Raw genomic sequence first — 16,204 nt, forward strand, 5'->3', positions numbered from 1 at the left:
CAAAGTACATGGGTTCTGCCAGCCACCGCGCTCCAAGTCCGCTCAGGAACCCGGAGACGATTTCCTCTCCGGCCCGGAGCAAACGCGCCCTGATACTGGTCGTCTTGACCATTATTTTCCCGGGTAGCGCTCAGCTGATTGCGGGTAACCGCAAGCTGGGACGCATCGCGGTCACGATCACCATGCTCTGCTGGGCCGCGCTCATTGGGCTCGCAGTCATCTACTTCATTGACCGTTCGATCATCCTGGGTTGGGTAGCGCACCCGAACTTCCAGTTGTTCTTGATCATCGTGCTTTCGGTGCTGGCCGTCGGCTGGCTGATCATGTTCCTGAATACGCTGTTCATCATCCGGCCCCGAATGCTGGCACCCGGAATGCGCGCAATCGTCTCCATTTTCACCTTGGCTGCGGTCATCGCAACCAGCGGCATCTTCGTCTACGGTGCCTCGATCCTGAACACCGGACGCGAGACCATCGTCAAGGTCTTCGATGCGGGTCCTGCCTTTGACCCGGTGGATGGACGCTACAACATCGCGGTTTTCGGCGCCGACTCCGGCTCGAACCGAGATGGCGTGCGTACCGACTCCATCGCTCTGCTTTCGGTGGATGCCAAAACCGGCAAGTCACTGATGATCTCGGTGCCGCGTAACTTCCAGAATGCCCGCTTCGCCGAGGGTACGCCCATGGCCGAGGTCTACCCCGACGGGTACAGCTGCGGGGACGAGTGCCTGTTCAACGCGATCTACCGCGACGCGGTAGATAACCACGCGGATCGGTTCCCGGATTCGGTGAAGAACGTCGGCGCGCAGGCCGCCATGGATGCCTTGACCGGGACCACCGGGCTCGAGGTCCAAGGCTATGTCATGGTCGACATGGCAGGCTTCGAAAACTTCGTTGACGCCCTCGGTGGCGTCACCATCAATTCTGGCGGTTGGGTCCCGCACAACGGCAAGAAGTGGGAAGGCTCGCTGGTCAATACCCATTGGTTCGCCCCGGGCGAGCAAACCTTCAACGGCAAGGACGCGCTCTGGTTCGCGCGTTCGCGTGACTTCACCGATGACTACCACCGCATCAAGCGGCAGCAATGCCTGCAGCAGGCAATCATCAAGCAGTTCACCCCGCAGACCATTCTGAGCAACTTCAGCAGCATCATGCAGGCCGGAGAGCAGCTGGTCGAGACGAACATTCCCGCCAGCCAGCTCAGCTCCTTCGTGTCCGTGGCGGACAAGGTATCGGGCACTCCGTTCAGCCGCTTGACCCTGGGAGCGCCGGACTTCGAGCGTTCGTTCTCCACCTACCCTGACTTCGGCAAGATCGATGATCGCATCACTAAGATCATTGAAAAGCAGAACGCTCCGGAGAAGCCCAAGGAATCCAAGAAATCCGAGGAACCTGCCAAGTCAAAGGACACCACCGAGGCCGGCGGTTCAGCCGAACCATCCGAAAGCGCCGAGGAAGAATCCACTAGCATCAACGACGCTCCGAAGCTGTCCAACGGTGAACAAGAAGTCTTCACGCAGCGCGACGGCAGCCCGATCGACGAGCAGTACCTGGTGGAACTTGAGATGATTGGCCAAACGACTCGCCTGGCGCAGATCGCCGCAAACAACGACGAATGCTCGGTGCCTTAACCAGCATTCCAGGTTTCACCCGCGGTTAAGACCCCCCGACCGTTTTGAAACCACTATCGTTTGTGAAAGTTGAAGGGTGCAAAACGTGTTTGAGTTGAAAAATTCCATTCGGGACTATCACTGGGGTTCGAAGCGGGATATTACCGAGTTGCTCGGCCAGCCGGCACGGCTCAGCCCCCAGGCCGAGATGTGGCTCGGCGCCCATCCCGGATGCCCGAGCATGCTCGTCGACACCGGTCAGCCGCTGCACGAAGTCATTGCGGCGGATCCGGTGAATACGCTCGGCGAGCAGGTCAATGAGCGCTATGGCCGCCTGCCATTCTTATTCAAGGTGCTCTCCGCCGCTCAGCCCCTGTCGATCCAGGTGCACCCGACCCTGGAGCAGGCGCGGGAACGTTTCGCCAAGGAAGATGCCTCCGGCGTCCCCCGCGACGCGGCCGAACGCAACTACAAGGACGACAACCACAAGCCCGAGATGCTCTATGCGCTCACCGACTTCGTGGCGCTCTCCGGATTTCGCGTACCGGAGGAGATCATCGCGGATTTGCGGCTCTTCCTGCCCCGGCTATCCACCACGGAGACGGTCCTCACCGAAAACCTGATCGCGGCTTTGCAGTCCTCCGACCCGCTGGGAAGGGCACTGAATCTCGTGCTCACCTCGGGCACCGGTATCAGTGATCTGGTGCTTACGCTCTGCGGGACCATTACCGCCGATCCGGTCATGCAGGAAAACGCGCAGTTCGCCGAGCTGGTGCGGATCAACGAGATCTATCCTGCGGACCCCGGCGTATTAGTCGCCTTGCTGCTGAATCTGGTGTTCTTGAAGCCCGGCGAAGCGATTAGCCTGGGTGCCGGAAATGTCCACGCCTACTTGCGCGGGCTTGGCATCGAGGTGATGGCCAACTCGGACAACGTGCTGCGCGGCGGGCTGACCAGCAAGCACATCGATGTCCCCGAACTGCTCGAGGTGACCATCGCCGAGCCTTCCGCGGCGCCGCTCTTGCAGGGCACTGCGCTCTCGGAGCACTCCCAGCTCTTCCAGCCGGCCTTCGACGAATTCCAGCTCCAGGTTGTGGAAACCGCGGAACCGCAGATTCGCACCGAGCTGCAATTGCACGGCGCCGCGCTGGTGCTGTGCACGGCAGGTGCGTTCAGCCTGGAAACCTCATCCCAGACCCTCCAGATCTCCCGTGGCGGGTCGGTGTTCATTGCCGCCCATGAGTTGCCGGTGACCGCGGTGTCCGCGGCCCAGGGCGCGGCCACGCTCTTTGCCGCCAGCGCACAGGACAAATAGCGCCAACTAGCCCATAAACGAGTCGAGCCGCAGATCGCCCCTTCGGGAAATCTGCGGCTCGACTCGTTTAATGATTTTTAGCGGGTGTACGCTTCCCACTTGTCCTGCTGGTGCTCACCATCGACGAAGCGGATGGTGCCGGACTTGGCACGCGTCACGATCGACTGGGTGTGGATGCGCCCGTTCTTGTAGCGAACGCCGCGCAGCAAATCGCCATCGGTGATGCCGGTGGCTGCGAAGTAGCAGTTATCGCTGGTGACCAGGTCGTTGGTGGTCAGCACGCGGCCCAGCTCGTGGCCAGCGTCGATGGCCTTCTGCTTCTCGTCGTCATCGGTTGGCCACAACCGGCCCTGGATCACCCCGCCCATGGCTTTGATGGCGCATGCGGTGACGATGCCCTCTGGAGTGCCGCCGATGCCCATCAGTGCGTCCACGCCGGTGCCCTCGCGGGTGGCCGCGATGGCCCCGGCGACGTCGCCGTCCATCAGCAGCTTGGTGCGGGCGCCAGCGGCACGGATCTCCTCGATCAGCCCGGCGTGACGCGGGCGGTCGAGCAGGGTCACGGTGATCTGGCTGATCTTCTTGCCCTTGGCCTTGGCGATCAGGTGCAGATTCTGCTTCACCGGCAAACGCAGGTCAACGAGGTCCGCGGCCTCCGGGCCGGTCACCAGCTTCTCCATGTAGAACACTGCCGAAGGGTCGAACATCGAGCCTCGGTCGGCCACGGCCAGCACGGACAGGGCGTTGTTCAGGCCCAGAGCGGTCAGGCGAGTGCCGTCGATCGGGTCTACCGCGACGTCGCATTCGGCTCCCGAGCCATTGCCGACCTGTTCACCGTTGAAAAGCATCGGGGCTTCATCTTTTTCGCCTTCGCCGATGACTACCACGCCGTTGAAGTTCACGGAGGAGAGCAGGCCGCGCATGGCGTCCACTGCGGCGCCGTCGGCTGCGTTCTTGTCACCGAAGCCAACCCAAGGGGATGAAGCAATGGCTGCCGCTTCCGTGGCACGCACCAGCTCCAAGGCGAGGTTGCGGTCCGGCTCCGAGTCGGTTACCGACAGTCGGGGAGAAAGGTGGGCATAATTGTTGTTTTCGGTCACGAAAGATCCCATCACTGAGTCGTAGTCATTGCGCCTATGCAAACAACTCCATCATATCCCCATCGATTTTCAGCATGTAATTCATGTCGTGCGCGCCGGAGCGCAGACAACGTGTGTTTGGGCACCTCGGTTCGATTTGCACAGGAACATCGGGGAGAATGGACTCGTGCAGCCAGAGAACACTCCCCAGAATGACGCCCAGACCGGCGCGCAGCCGGTCCGCCGCGACCTGAACGACCCCAAGGCAACCTTTGAGGATCTTCCGTTCACCCCGGTACTCACCGAGAAGCAGTCGAAGCGCGCCAACCAGACATTCAAGGGCATGGTCCTGTCCATTGGCTTCACCGTCGCGGTGCTCATTCCGTTGCTGCTGCTGAACCCTGGCACCAAGGAAGAAAATTTCCAGCACGCGGTTGACCTGCAAAAGGTGGCTAGCGACGCTTCCGGCATTGCAGAATTCGAGGTATTCGCCCCGCAGGTTTCCGGCGAGGATTACGCGAATTTCGCCCGCTGGAAGAGCAACCAGGTGCAAGACATCTCTTACTGGGAGTTCGGACTGGTGATGAGCGAAACGAACTTTGTCTACGTTCGCCAGACTGCCGACGCGAATCCCACATGGATTGCGCTGGTCACCGATAATGCTGCCCCCACCGACGAACGCATAGTCGACGGCTCGATGTGGGAGGTCCGAGTTAAGGACGAGACCACCTACATGATTTCGGAACGCGAAGAGTCCACGCTGATCGTCTCCAGCGACACCGGCGAAGAAGAAATTATGGCAATTGTGCAGGCGGCCGAGGCTCAGATCTCGTAATTTTCGCTTCACCGTGGACATCAGTGCGACCTAACTCTGGACCTCAAGCGTAGAATTCCAGTTATGGATTCTGAACACAACCAGTCGCCGTTGACCCCTCAAGAAGCTTGGAAGAAGCTCACCGAGGGCAACAGCCGATTCATCCAAGGCGCCACAGAGCACCCCAATCAGGACGGTGCCCGACGCCAGTCCCTGGTGAAGGGACAAGAACCTTTCGCCGTCATTTTCGGCTGCTCCGACTCCCGCCTGGCTGCGGAGATCATCTTCGACGTGGGGCTGGGCGACGTTTTCGTCGTGCGCACCGCCGGCCACGTGCTGGACCCGGCAAGCCTCGGCTCGCTGGAATTCGCCGTGGACATCCTCAACATCCCGCTGATCGTGATTCTCGGACATGACAGCTGCGGTGCCGTGACCAGCGCGATCAAGGCCAAGGAATCGGGCATTATGCCCAAGGGCTTCGTGCGCGACCTAGTCGAACACATCATCCCTTCGGTCTTCGCCGCCGAAAGCGCCAACATTACCGATGTCAACGGCACCGTCGTCGAGCACGTCAAGCAGACCACCGCCAGGTTGGTTGACCTGTCAAGCATCATCGAAACCGCAATCGCCGAAGGACGTACCGCAGTGGCCGGCGTTGCCTACAAGCTAGCCGAAGGCGAAGCGCAGCTGGTCTCCAATATGGGCCTGAAATAATCGAAGTGACCCTCGGATTTTCCGCGGGTCACTTAGATTAGTCGGCTTGATGGCAGCCAGCCGAAGGTTATATCGGCGGGGCGGCTGCTGGCCGACCTCTCAACTGTAGCTAGCACCCCGGGGAGGATTCACACCCATTCTTCGGTCAGAGAGAGTGCTGCGTGGTTCATTCATGCTGCCGAGGTAGTCCAGCTATTGCGGGCGCCGGCCGCTTCTACTTACACTGTGCCGGACTAGCGTCTTGCGGGCCGGTCGTCTACAGGTTCCCGAAGCAATCGTTCCACCTCACGAAGAACGCGGCTGCCTCCGCCCGAGTAGCCGTGTTTAGTGGCCGGTACTCCCGTGTCCAGTCGCGAATGTCCCAGACGAAGGTGTCTTTCTCCCACCCGGTCGAGATGCCGGTAGAGCGCATCCACTCGATCTCCCGATAGAAGATGGTGGACTTCGGAACGTCCACGAACCCGAGGGACTCCGGCGGGGTGAACGAATAAGCCGAAGAGGGTGCCATCCGATACAGCATCGCGGCAATGGCATCACGCTTGATTGGCTCGAACGGCTTGTAGGTGCCATTCGACCAGCCGTTAACGATCCCCTGCGACTCGGCCCAGCAGATCTCCTTGTAGAAGATATTATTCGTGGGTACGTCCTTGAAGGGCGATGTTGCCGGCGGCGTGTAGGCCGGGCGACCCTTCATACGGTAACAGAAGGCAGCGAACGCATCCCGCAGGATCGGGGCCTGCGGGCGGAAAGTGCCATCAGGCCACCCTTCGGTCACGCCCCATTTGGAAAGGATCTCGATCTCCCGGTAGAAATCGTGGGTTTCCGGCACATCCTTGAATGACTTGGTCTCCCACTCAGATGATGGGTGAGTCGTCTGCGATCCCAGGAAATCCCCTCCTTCCCACCAAGTTGTGACTCCTTGGAACTCCTGACCATAGGAACCGTTCTCAAGCACGCGAACGTCTTCGGTAGGGAATCCCAACCCTGGATGCCATAGTTTGGCCAGGCCGAGCTTTGACTTCCGTGACATGGTGAGCCCCCGGCGGGTCACAGCGATGCCGTTCTCGTAGATCTTTGCTGAATACTCCATAGCTGGCCACCACGTGTCTGCGTCCATACCGACTTGCTTGACCAGGGCACCGAACCCTGCTGTTCTGTCGGAAGTTGCGGCCGTCGCAGGTTTTGCGGCCAGTGCGGTAAGCGGTAGTACTGTCGCACCAATGAGTAGTGATCGACGGGATATTGCGGGGCTCAATGGGAACTCCTTGGAGTGGGAGAGGCTGCTCTGGATCTGAATCGTAGACGTTTACATGGAATTACACCGAAACGGTTGAGTCAAATCGATGTATGTAATCAGATAAATGCTAGGCCATTTCAGCAGGATTCCGAGGCTTGTGAAGCTGCAGCAAAGGACCGTAAAGCATACGTAACGGATTGTGATTTCTATTGATCAAAGGTTGGCGACCAGGCGGTTTGAATCGCTGAATACGAAGATCACAGTACCAACGCGGACTGCGTTTGGGTTCTGGGACTCACAGACGTTGATCTCGATGGAGAAGCGCAGCTTGTCTCCAATATGGGCCTGAAATAATCGAAGTGACCCGCGGATTTTCCGCGGGTCACTTCATTTAATCCCGAGCTTATTCCCGGTTTTCGTTAACCTCACTGATGACTGTGATCTTTGAGGCAGATCCCTGTTCCGGCACACGTTCCAGGCGTATGGTGAGCCTCATGAGCAACAGCGAAGAATTCCGAATTGAACATGACACCATGGGCGAGGTCCGAGTCCCGGCCCAGGCCCTGTACCGCGCCCAGACCCAGCGTGCTGTAGAGAACTTCCCGATCTCGGGCAAGACGCTGGAGTCTGCCCACATCAAGGCGCTCGCGCAGGTCAAGAAGGCCGCCGCACGCGCCAATGAAGCCTTGCAGGTGCTGGACACCGAACGCGCAAACGCAATCGTAGCGGCCGCGGACCAGGTCGCCACCGGAAAATTTGATGCGCACTTCCCGATCGACGTCTTCCAGACCGGTTCCGGCACCAGCTCGAATATGAACACCAACGAGGTGCTGGCCGAATTGGCGACACGCGCGCTGAAGGAGTCGGGAAGCGAAACGGAAGTCCACCCGAACGACCACGTCAATGCCTCGCAGTCTTCCAATGATGTCTTCCCCACTTCGGTGCACGTAGCGGCCACCAACGCGCTGGTCAACGAACTGCTTCCGGCCTTGGCAACGCTTGCCACTTCGCTGGAGGCAAAGAAGTCCGAGTTCAAGGACGTCGTGAAGTCCGGGCGCACCCACCTGATGGACGCCACCCCGGTCACCCTGGGCCAGGAGTTCGGCGGATACGCGGCACAGATCCGCTACGGCATCGAACGCGTCGAGGCCGCCCTGCCGCGCGTGGCAGAGGTCCCGCTGGGCGGCACCGCGGTGGGCACCGGCATCAATACCCCAGATGGCTTCCCGCAGCGCGTCCTGGAATTCCTGCGTGAAGACACCGGCCTGCCGATTACCGAGGCGCGCAACCACTTCGAGGCCCAAGCAAACCGCGATGGCCTGGTCGAGGGTTCTGCCGCCTTGCGCACCATTGCGATCTCGATCATCAAGATCGCCAACGACCTGCGTTGGATGGGCTCGGGTCCGAACACGGGCTTGGGCGAGATCGCGATTCCAGATCTGCAGCCCGGCTCCTCGATCATGCCAGGCAAGGTCAACCCGGTGATCTCCGAGGCGGCCATTCAGGTTGCAGCGCAGGTCATCGGCAATGACACCGCGATCGCTTGGGCCGGCACCAACGGCGCCTTCGAGCTCAACGTCGGCATCCCGGTGATGGCTTCGAACCTGCTTGAGTCCATTCGCTTGCTGGCCAACGTCTCGACGGTGATGGCCGAGAAGATGATCGATGGAATTACCGCGAATGTGGAACGTGCGCGTTTCCTCGCCGAGGCCTCCCCCTCGATCGCAACGCCGCTGAACAAGCTCATCGGCTACGAAAATGCTGCGAAGATCGCCAAGAAAGCGGTCGCTGAGGGCCTGACGGTCCGCGAAGCAACCGTGGCGCTGGGTTTCGTGGAGCGTGGCGAAGTCACCGAAGCTCAGCTTGATGAGTTGCTGGATGTTTCCACGATGACGGGCAAATACTAAGAGCCAGCGCCACGGACTTCGTGGCGATCTAGCGCATCGCTCAGGCGGCCACCAGAACATCTGGTGGCCGCCTGAGTGCGCTCTTCGAGGAAATGAGCTTAGAGCTTGATCCAGTAACGGCGTTGCGGCTCGTGAAGTCCGAAGGGTTCGGCGATCTCCTCTACCGGGCATACCCGTTCTAGGATCCCGCCGCAGGCCTCGATGGTCCGCACCGAAGCAATATTCGAGTCAGCGCAGGTAAGTAGCACCTCTTTGAGGCCACGTCGGCGAGAAATATCGAGCATTTCGGCCAGCGCCCGTTTAGCTAGTCCGGCTCCGCGTGCACTGGGGCGCAGACCGTAGCCTATATGCCCGCCGACCTGCTTGAGTGCTTCGTTGATCAATTCATGGCGCAGGCTGACCGCACCGAGGTATTGGCCATCTCGCTCCAGCCAGAGCGTGCTCTGGTTGACGAAACCTTGCGGCGGGAGGATTGAGTCGTCGCTCAGTTCGCTTAGCAGTGTCACCCATCTGGCAAAATCCTCGGGCTTCTCCAAATTCCAATCAAACTTTTCGGCAAAGAATACCGAGGCGCCCTGCTGGTCCTCGCCATTCCACTCCCGGTTGCTCGCAAGCCATGATTCGTGCAATTGAGCGCTCGGTTCGAGCAACTGTAGCAATGTCATAAACCCGAGCTTAATACGCGCTGGCTGTCTGCTGCCACCGTTGCCAGTCTAGTGTTCCCAATTACTTAAGTTGCACTGAGGTCGACTTGAGTGCAAAACTGCATCTTGTGAACAAAAGTGCAACGAAGGATTCTAAACCGGCCGCAGCACCTGCCGGTCTCAGCGCACGCATGCAAAAAACGCGTCTGTCGATCACCCAGCATGCACGCGAGCTCACCGCCGAACATGGCTTTGCCGGGTTCACCGTGGATCAACTCTGCGCAGCAGTGGGCATCTCGCGTCGCACCTTTTTCAACTACTTCGCAACAAAAATCGATGCGGTCTTCGGGCACGCCGATGACGGGGTTCCTGAGGGTGCCTTAGATCGTTTTCTTGCCGCCCGGCCGACGGGGATCATTGGACTCTCCCCCACTTTGCAGGCGGATCTCGTCGCCCTGATCATTGAACAGCTAGACCGCGACGAACAAGCTATCCACAGTACTCAGGGTTTCTTTGCCGCCGTGCACCGCGAACCCGAATTGCTCGAACGCATGATGCAGGTTGGCCCCGAGCGTCAAGCCGATTTCATGAAGCTCATCGCCCAACGTGAAGGCGTCGATGCGGATCATCCAGGTCTTGCACTACTTGTTCATTCGTTGCAGTTCGCCACCTTCAAAGCCATCGACCGCTTCTTGGAGTCGGACAGCGAACGAACGCTGGCAGAAGAATTCCTCATAGTCATCGGTATGGCTCGGGAATTGTATTGCCAGCCCTTGACTCGTTCTTAACCGGACGCCAGACACACCAACCAGCCATATACCTCGCAAGGACCCACGCATGTCAACGACCACCGAGTCCCGGAAAAACCCGGAACCGGCGCCGCTGCTCCTGACGCAACGGCGTATCTGGATCATCTTCTCCGCGCTGATCGCCGGAATGATGCTCTCCTCCCTCGACCAGACCATTGTTTCCACCGCCATGCCAACCATCGTGGGGCAGCTCGGCGGCGTCGAGCACCAGGCCTGGATCACCACCGCCTACCTGCTGGCCACCACCATCGTGATGCCGATCTACGGCAAATTCGGTGACGTGCTCGGCCGGCGCAACCTGTTTTTGATCGCCATCGCGCTGTTCACGCTGGCCTCGGTGGGTGCCGCGTTTGCCGGCACCTTCTGGATGTTCGTCTTCTTCCGCGCCATGCAGGGCCTGGGCGGCGGCGGGCTGATGATCCTTTCGCAGGCCATCATCGCGGATATCGTCCCGGCCTCCGAACGCGGCAAATACATGGGTCCGCTGGGCGCGATCTTCGGCATCTCGGCCGTCGCAGGTCCGCTGCTTGGCGGATTCTTCGTAGATCATCTGACTTGGCAGTGGGCTTTCTACATCAATATCCCGATTGGCATTGGTGCGTTCCTGATCGCCTGGTTCGCACTGAAGTTGCCGAGTAAGAAGGCCAGCAAAAAAATCGACATCCTGGGCGTGCTGCTGCTCTCGACCGCCACCACCTGCTTGATCTTCTTCACCGACTTCGGCGGATCGAAGAACCATGGCTGGGCTGCCCTGGAAACCTGGGGCTGGGGCCTTGGCATGCTGGCAGCCGCCTTGCTGTTCGTGATAGTCGAAGCCCGTGCAGAAGACCCAATCATTCCGCTCTCACTATTCAAGAACCGGATCTTCGTCAACGCCACCGCCATCGGATTCACCCTGGGCCTGGGCATGTTCGCGGCGATTGCCTTCGTTCCAACCTTCCTGCAGATGTCTTCGGGAACCTCCGCCGCAGTCTCCGGCTTGCTCATGGTCCCGATGATGGTCGGCATGATGGGTACTAGTATTTGGTCCGGTATCGCCATCTCGAAGTCCGGTAAGTACAAGGGCTATCCGATCGCCGGTGCGCTCGTTACCGCGCTGGCCATGCTCGCGTTCACCTCGCTGAGCGCCAGCACCCCGTTGTGGCTGATCTGCGTATACCTGTTCGTCTTCGGCGCCGGTCTTGGCCTGATCATGCAGGTGGTTGTGCTTGTGGTGCAGAATGCGGTGGACCCGATTATGGTCGGCACCGCCACCTCGACAAACAACTACTTCCGTGAAGTCGGCGCCTCTTTGGGTGTGGCGATCTTCGGTGCCATGTTCACCAATCGCCTCTCCGAAAAGCTCACCGAGGTGTTCACCGCATCCGGGGCGAGCGCCGCGGACGCCGGCAATGCGACCGCGACGCTGGACCCGCAGACCCTGGCCAAGCTGCCCGAAGGAATGCGCGATGGGATCGTGACCGCCTATGCCGATTCGTTGGCACCGGTGTTCTGGTACTTGATCCCCTTCATTCTCATCGCCTTCGTCTTGGCATTGCTGCTCAAGCAGGTTCCACTCTCGGACACCGCTGGCATGGTGGCACGTGGCGAGGCGATTGGTGGCGAGGAAGCCAAGCTACTTGAAGACGCAGAACGACAGGCAAGGTTGATGAATCACCCTCCGCAAGGTGAGCCGGAGCAGGATGCAGCTACCGGACCGAAAAGCGACGAACGCCCTAGGGTGTAGCTAGCCTCGTGCTAGGTGCCGCCCCGCACCTGCGATTCCTTTCCCCAGCCTGCTGGGCGATGAGGAATCGCAGGTGCGGGGCGTTGTCGTTTTCCAAAGTCTTCTTTTTACTAAGCGATGGGCAGGCAAACGACTTATGCGCTCCCAGGAAATCGCACACTACACCGTGCTCTAGACCGCGAAATACCCTCCGGGACGCGGATTCAGCGCCCAGTCGATGGCCCGCTCATGCAGCGGCGGCAGCCGTGGGCGGTCATCGAGTTCAAAGTAGCCGACCTCCACGTTTTCATCATCATTTATTTGCGCCGTGCCGCCGACGTGGCTCGCCCGGAAGACCACATCCAGATACTGGGCGTGGTCACCATTCGGATAGGTTGCCGGCGCGGTGACACCGATGCCCAGCAAGTGGGTCAGCTCGCAGTCGATGCCGGTCTCTTCGTGGACCTCGCGCACCGCGGTGTGCGAGGCTTCCTCGCCGGGTTCGATAATACCTGCCGGCAGGGTCCACAGCCCGTTATCCGCCCGGCGAACCAGCAAGACCTTAGTTCCGTCCAGCACGACGACCTTCACCCCGCTGAGCCAGAGCATGTCATGGCCGATATGGGTACGCAGTTCGGTGATGAATTCCGGAGTTGCCATGGGCCTATCGTGTCATAAGCAGGGCCAGGGCCGCACCGAGGATCATGAACGGGCCGAAGGCCACCGCCGACTTGGCAGTGAGCTTCCGCGCGATAATTCCCGCCAGCACCACCAGGCTGGCGAGCACAAAGGCAAATACGCTGCCCACGAATAACGCGGGCAGCGAGAAGTAGCCGAGGTTCAAGCCGAGCACCGCGGCCAACTTCACGTCGCCCATGCCCATTGACCCGCGCGAGACCAGCGCGAGCACCAAGTAGGCCCCGCCCAGAATGACGGCGCCGAGCAGCGCCCAGAGCAAAGGCATGTAGGCTGCCCGCACCGCGCTGAGCCCCAGCAAGAGCAGCGCACTGGCCGCGGCCCAACGCAGCAGCCAGCGGTTCGGCAACCGGTGGCTTTTCACATCGGCCACCGCCAGCGACACCCCGAAGCCCAGAAAGCAGGCGCAGAACAGCATGAGCAGCAACGCCGCACCCACCGATTCCTGCCAAATACCGATCATGGTTAGAGCATAAGCGGGCAGGGACTTGGACTCTAGTGGTGCTTGTGGGGTTGTGAATAACTTGAGCGCTTCTACACTTGAATTATGACCCAGCCAGCAGCACCGCAGTTGTTCCCCGAACATCCGGCACCCGATTCCGCGGCGCGCCGGCGCTTCCGTGCACTGGCCCGCTCGGCTCCCTGGCTGAGCACCTCGCTGCGGCTGGAACTCGATGTCCCGCCGGCCTTCGCCCAGCACTCGCTATCGGGCACGCTGGGCATGATCCTGCGCGGCCGTGAGGCTATCGCCATCAGCGACGAATCCGATACCTTGCGCTACCAGCGCGAATTGTTCACCGCGGACCGGGGCCGCGACTACGTGGCCGCGACCGAGTCCTCCTGGAAGCTTCCGGCCTCGCTCACCTATCCGGTCTACACCAATGACCACCTGATCGCCCGGCGGCCGGACATCGACGGCTACCAGGACCTCTTGCCCTTGGATTTCTTGGCGAGCATGCTCGACCCCTTTGAGCTGGCCGGTACCGAGCCGGCATCATTGGACCTCGCCTTCGAACATCCCACATACATCCACGAGCTGGCTCCCACACGCAGCGAGCACGGTCGCGCGCAACTCTCCGCGGTGCTCACCGCAGGCCACAGCTACCAGCCCAGTAGCGACTCATTTACCTTGGTCCCAGCCGGAACTGCTGCGCTGCTTGTCTTGGATTTGGATACCGGAATCTGCGTCGAGCGCCGGCTGCTGGATGGGAGCGAACCGCCGCTGCGCATCGCGGTGTTGGCGAAGAACGAGTACTACATCGACTCGCTGTTCACCGTAGCCACACCCACCATGACTGATGTGCGCGCACACATCCCGTGGACGGTGCGCGCACAGCGCTAGACCAGCGGCCCCTCGAGCATCTCGGTGACCAGCGCCGCGATCGCCGAGCGCTCCGAACGCATCAGCGTCACGTGCCCGAAGAGCGCATGCCCCTTGAGCTGCTCGACCACCGCGGCGACACCGTCATGGCGTCCCACGTGAAGGTTGTCGCGCTGGGCCACGTCGTGGGTGAGCACCACCTTCGAGTTCTGTCCGATACGCGAGAGCACCGTAAGCAGCACGTTGCGCTCCAAGGACTGCGCCTCGTCCACGATCACAAAGGAGTCATGCAGCGAACGCCCGCGGATGTGGGTCAGCGGCAAGACTTCGAGCATCCCCCGCTCGAGAACCTCGTCGATCACGTTCTTGGACACGATGGAGCCCAGGGTATCGAAGACCGCCTGAGCCCACGGCCCCATCTTCTCTCCCTCGGAGCCCGGCAGATAGCCAAGTTCCTGGCCGCCCACCGCATAGAGCGGTCGAAACACGGTGATCTTGCGGTGTTCCCGGCGTTCGAGCACCGCTTCCATCCCCGCGCACAAGGCCAGCGCGGACTTGCCGGTGCCTGCGCTGCCGCCCATCGAAACGATTCCGACATTCGGATCCATCAACAAATCCAGGGCGATGCGTTGTTCGGCGCTGCGCCCATGCAGCCCGAAGGCCTGCTGGTCCCCGCGCACCAGCTTGACCGTGTCGGCCGAGACCTTGCGGGCCAGCGCGCTGCCACGCGGCGAGGTAATCACGTAGCCGGTGTTCACCGGAGAATCTTTCGCCTCGGGAAAATCGGTGAGCCGCTCGGTGTCGTAGAGCCTTGCCATCTTCGATTCATCGAGCTCCAGTGATTCCACCCCGCTCCATTCGGAGGAAGCGATCAGCTCGTTGCGGTACACCTCGGCGTGGATGCCGATGGCCGAAGCCTTGATGCGCATCGGCAGGTCCTTGGTCACCAAGGCCACGTCCTGGCCTTGGTCGAGCAGGTGCTTGGCTACCGCCAGGATGCGGGTGTCGTTGTCTGCCGAGCGCATCCCCAAGGGAAGCACCTCGGAGGCGATGTTATTCAGCTCGATGCGCAAGGTACCTCCGGCATCGGAAACCGGAACCGCATCCGCCAAGCCGCCATGGCTGGCGATCAGCTCGTCGAGCAGGCGCAACGCTTGGCGGGCGAAGAAGCCCAGGTCAGGGTCCTTGCGCTTGTGTTCCAGCTCGGTAATGACTGTCAACGGGATCACCACATGGTGTTCCTCGAAGTGGAACATCGCTTTCGGGTCCGACAGCAACACCGAGGTGTCGATGACGTAAGTTCGGACAACCGAGTCGGTAGTTCGGGTCATAGCAGCGCACCCATTCTCGAATCCGGCGTGGGGGAATCTCCCCACGCTTCAGTGGGAAGTTCCGCCACCGGATGCCGAGGGTGACCCACGAATTGCTCCGGGGAAACGCCGCATCTGGTCATCTAGTGAGGAACCTTTCGGTCAGCCGGGACTGTGTCATCCCGCCATATTCTCACCATAGACCGCAAAGGGCTCCAGTAGGTTAAGCGCAAGTATCATTTTTTTGAACGCTAGATACTTGGCATTTCACTGGGCTATTAAGCGCCGAACCGGCGCTGGCGGTCTGCGAAGTCGCGTAGTGCGCGGAGGAAATCGACGCGCCTGAAGTCCGGCCACAACGCTTCGCAGAAATAAAACTCGGAGTAGGCACTCTGCCAGGTCAAGAATCCGCTGAGCCGTTGTTCACCGCTGGTGCGTATCACCAGGTCGGGATCCGGCTGCCCCTTGGTGTACAGGTATGACTCCAGCTCATCGATGCATAGCGACTCGCTTACCGATTCCAGCGAACGTCCGTGCTCCGCTGCATCGTGCAGCAATGACTTGATCGCGTCGATAATTTCCCGCCGGCCGCCATAGCCGATAGCGACATTCACGTGCACCCCGGTGCGGTGTGCCGTGATCGTTTCCAGGGCCGATAGCTTCGTGGCAAGTTCTTCGGGCAACAGATCCAGCGCACCGACTTGCTGCACCTTGACCTGGTTAGTCTCCCCCAGCCGATCCAGGGTGTTGCCGATGACCTTGAGCAGGTCGCGCAGTTCGCTGGGTTCGCGGTTCAGATTGTCGGTGGAGAGCATGTAGAGGGTGACGACCTTGATTCCCAGGTCCTCGCACCATTCAAGGAATTCAAGGATCTTGTCTGCTCCGGCCTGATGGCCGGCAAGGGTCGGGCTTCCGGCAAGCTTTGCCCACCGGCGATTACCGTCAACCATCACCCCAATGTGGTGCGGAAGCTTGTCACTGGGCAACGACTTCGCTAGGCGCCGTTCGTAGAAACGGTACACCAGAGAGGGAAATCGCACCTG

Annotated in this window: 15 protein-coding genes; 8 read left to right on the top strand and 7 right to left on the bottom strand. The window is 60.4% G+C overall.

Annotation, left to right across the window (positions count from 1 at the left end; translation table 11 throughout):
* The first annotated feature begins 8 nt into the window (after positions 1 to 8).
* Positions 9 to 1,631 (top strand): LCP family protein, encoded by a 1,623-nt coding sequence (locus ACT3TP_RS02920; protein WP_444619256.1) that lies wholly within the window; start codon positions 9 to 11, stop codon positions 1,629 to 1,631.
* An 85-nt stretch (positions 1,632 to 1,716) separates the two neighbouring features.
* Complete coding sequence (gene manA, locus ACT3TP_RS02925) at positions 1,717 to 2,925, top strand: mannose-6-phosphate isomerase, class I (protein WP_444619258.1); 1,209 nt, start codon at positions 1,717 to 1,719, stop codon at positions 2,923 to 2,925.
* Positions 2,926 to 3,002: 77 nt separating this feature from the next.
* Here manA and glpX read toward each other — a convergent pair whose 3' ends face one another.
* Complete coding sequence (gene glpX, locus ACT3TP_RS02930; protein ID WP_096287697.1) at positions 3,003 to 4,037, bottom strand: class II fructose-bisphosphatase; 1,035 nt, start codon at positions 4,035 to 4,037, stop codon at positions 3,003 to 3,005.
* A gap of 154 nt (positions 4,038 to 4,191) precedes the next feature.
* Here glpX and ACT3TP_RS02935 point away from each other — a divergent pair, with 154 nt between their 5' ends.
* Both ACT3TP_RS02935 and ACT3TP_RS02940 read left to right on the top strand, forming a co-directional pair.
* Complete coding sequence (locus ACT3TP_RS02935) at positions 4,192 to 4,839, top strand: DUF4245 domain-containing protein (protein WP_444619260.1); 648 nt, start codon at positions 4,192 to 4,194, stop codon at positions 4,837 to 4,839.
* Positions 4,840 to 4,902: 63 nt separating this feature from the next.
* The gene (locus ACT3TP_RS02940) at positions 4,903 to 5,532 is read left to right on the top strand and encodes a carbonic anhydrase (RefSeq protein WP_444619262.1); all 630 of its coding nucleotides are present in this window, start codon (positions 4,903 to 4,905) and stop codon (positions 5,530 to 5,532) included.
* Between the two features lie 256 nt (positions 5,533 to 5,788).
* Here ACT3TP_RS02940 and ACT3TP_RS02945 read toward each other — a convergent pair whose 3' ends face one another.
* Positions 5,789 to 6,622 carry an S-layer homology domain-containing protein gene (locus tag ACT3TP_RS02945; RefSeq protein ID WP_444619264.1) on the bottom strand — a complete coding sequence of 278 codons (834 nt, stop codon included), beginning with the start codon at positions 6,620 to 6,622 and terminating at the stop codon, positions 5,789 to 5,791.
* A gap of 641 nt (positions 6,623 to 7,263) precedes the next feature.
* Between ACT3TP_RS02945 and ACT3TP_RS02950 the strand changes: the two genes are divergently transcribed.
* Positions 7,264 to 8,676, top strand: coding sequence for a class II fumarate hydratase (locus ACT3TP_RS02950; protein ID WP_444619266.1), 1,413 nt, complete (start codon positions 7,264 to 7,266; stop codon positions 8,674 to 8,676).
* Positions 8,677 to 8,774: 98 nt separating this feature from the next.
* Here the strand turns inward: ACT3TP_RS02950 and ACT3TP_RS02955 are convergent, their stop codons facing one another.
* Entirely contained in the window at positions 8,775 to 9,341 is a 567-nt protein-coding gene (locus ACT3TP_RS02955) for a GNAT family N-acetyltransferase (protein ID WP_444619268.1), read from the bottom strand.
* 170 nt (positions 9,342 to 9,511) lie between these two features.
* On the opposite strand from ACT3TP_RS02955, the gene ACT3TP_RS02960 reads away from it, so the two are divergent.
* Together ACT3TP_RS02960 and ACT3TP_RS02965 are read left to right on the top strand one after the other, a co-directional pair.
* Complete coding sequence (locus tag ACT3TP_RS02960) at positions 9,512 to 10,108, top strand: TetR/AcrR family transcriptional regulator (protein WP_444619270.1); 597 nt, start codon at positions 9,512 to 9,514, stop codon at positions 10,106 to 10,108.
* Positions 10,109 to 10,157: 49 nt separating this feature from the next.
* Positions 10,158 to 11,855: an MDR family MFS transporter gene (locus tag ACT3TP_RS02965; protein ID WP_444619272.1), complete on the top strand. Its 1,698-nt coding sequence runs from the start codon at positions 10,158 to 10,160 to the stop codon at positions 11,853 to 11,855.
* Positions 11,856 to 12,026: 171 nt separating this feature from the next.
* Here the strand turns inward: ACT3TP_RS02965 and ACT3TP_RS02970 are convergent, their stop codons facing one another.
* Positions 12,027 to 12,494 carry an NUDIX hydrolase gene (locus ACT3TP_RS02970; protein WP_444619274.1) on the bottom strand — a complete coding sequence of 156 codons (468 nt, stop codon included), beginning with the start codon at positions 12,492 to 12,494 and terminating at the stop codon, positions 12,027 to 12,029.
* Between the two features lie 4 nt (positions 12,495 to 12,498).
* On the bottom strand, positions 12,499 to 12,993 hold the full coding sequence (locus tag ACT3TP_RS02975) for a prepilin peptidase (RefSeq protein WP_176484236.1): 495 nt from the start codon (positions 12,991 to 12,993) through the stop codon (positions 12,499 to 12,501).
* An 84-nt stretch (positions 12,994 to 13,077) separates the two neighbouring features.
* On the opposite strand from ACT3TP_RS02975, the gene ACT3TP_RS02980 reads away from it, so the two are divergent.
* Positions 13,078 to 13,872, top strand: a complete 795-nt coding sequence (locus ACT3TP_RS02980) for a hypothetical protein (protein WP_096287715.1) — start codon at positions 13,078 to 13,080, stop codon at positions 13,870 to 13,872.
* Here ACT3TP_RS02980 and ACT3TP_RS02985 read toward each other — a convergent pair.
* Together ACT3TP_RS02985 and ACT3TP_RS02990 are read right to left on the bottom strand one after the other, a co-directional pair.
* Positions 13,869 to 15,182: a PhoH family protein gene (locus tag ACT3TP_RS02985; RefSeq protein ID WP_444619276.1), complete on the bottom strand. Its 1,314-nt coding sequence runs from the start codon at positions 15,180 to 15,182 to the stop codon at positions 13,869 to 13,871. The two genes, ACT3TP_RS02980 and ACT3TP_RS02985, sit on opposite strands and share 4 nt — an antisense overlap.
* A 257-nt stretch (positions 15,183 to 15,439) precedes the next feature.
* On the bottom strand, positions 15,440 to 16,201 hold the full coding sequence (locus ACT3TP_RS02990; RefSeq protein ID WP_096287719.1) for an isoprenyl transferase: 762 nt from the start codon (positions 16,199 to 16,201) through the stop codon (positions 15,440 to 15,442).
* Between the last annotated feature and the right edge of the window lie 3 nt (positions 16,202 to 16,204).

The sequence above is a fragment of the Glutamicibacter sp. AOP38-B1-38 genome (assembly GCF_052377485.1).
In the GTDB taxonomy this organism is placed as follows: Bacteria; Actinomycetota; Actinomycetes; order Actinomycetales; family Micrococcaceae; genus Glutamicibacter.

Coding starts and splice junctions, on each gene's coding strand:
- ACT3TP_RS02985 (WP_444619276.1), bottom strand. CDS start 15,182: ATGACCCGAACTACCGACTCGGTTGTCCGAACTTACGTCATCGACACC.
- ACT3TP_RS02955 (WP_444619268.1), bottom strand. CDS start 9,341: ATGACATTGCTACAGTTGCTCGAACCGAGCGCTCAATTGCACGAATCA.
- ACT3TP_RS02940 (WP_444619262.1), top strand. CDS start 4,903: ATGGATTCTGAACACAACCAGTCGCCGTTGACCCCTCAAGAAGCTTGG.
- ACT3TP_RS02970 (WP_444619274.1), bottom strand. CDS start 12,494: ATGGCAACTCCGGAATTCATCACCGAACTGCGTACCCATATCGGCCAT.
- ACT3TP_RS02950 (WP_444619266.1), top strand. CDS start 7,264: ATGAGCAACAGCGAAGAATTCCGAATTGAACATGACACCATGGGCGAG.
- glpX (WP_096287697.1), bottom strand. CDS start 4,037: ATGGGATCTTTCGTGACCGAAAACAACAATTATGCCCACCTTTCTCCC.
- ACT3TP_RS02965 (WP_444619272.1), top strand. CDS start 10,158: ATGTCAACGACCACCGAGTCCCGGAAAAACCCGGAACCGGCGCCGCTG.
- ACT3TP_RS02960 (WP_444619270.1), top strand. CDS start 9,512: ATGCAAAAAACGCGTCTGTCGATCACCCAGCATGCACGCGAGCTCACC.
- ACT3TP_RS02980 (WP_096287715.1), top strand. CDS start 13,078: ATGACCCAGCCAGCAGCACCGCAGTTGTTCCCCGAACATCCGGCACCC.
- ACT3TP_RS02975 (WP_176484236.1), bottom strand. CDS start 12,993: ATGATCGGTATTTGGCAGGAATCGGTGGGTGCGGCGTTGCTGCTCATG.
- ACT3TP_RS02945 (WP_444619264.1), bottom strand. CDS start 6,622: ATGGAGTATTCAGCAAAGATCTACGAGAACGGCATCGCTGTGACCCGC.
- ACT3TP_RS02920 (WP_444619256.1), top strand. CDS start 9: ATGGGTTCTGCCAGCCACCGCGCTCCAAGTCCGCTCAGGAACCCGGAG.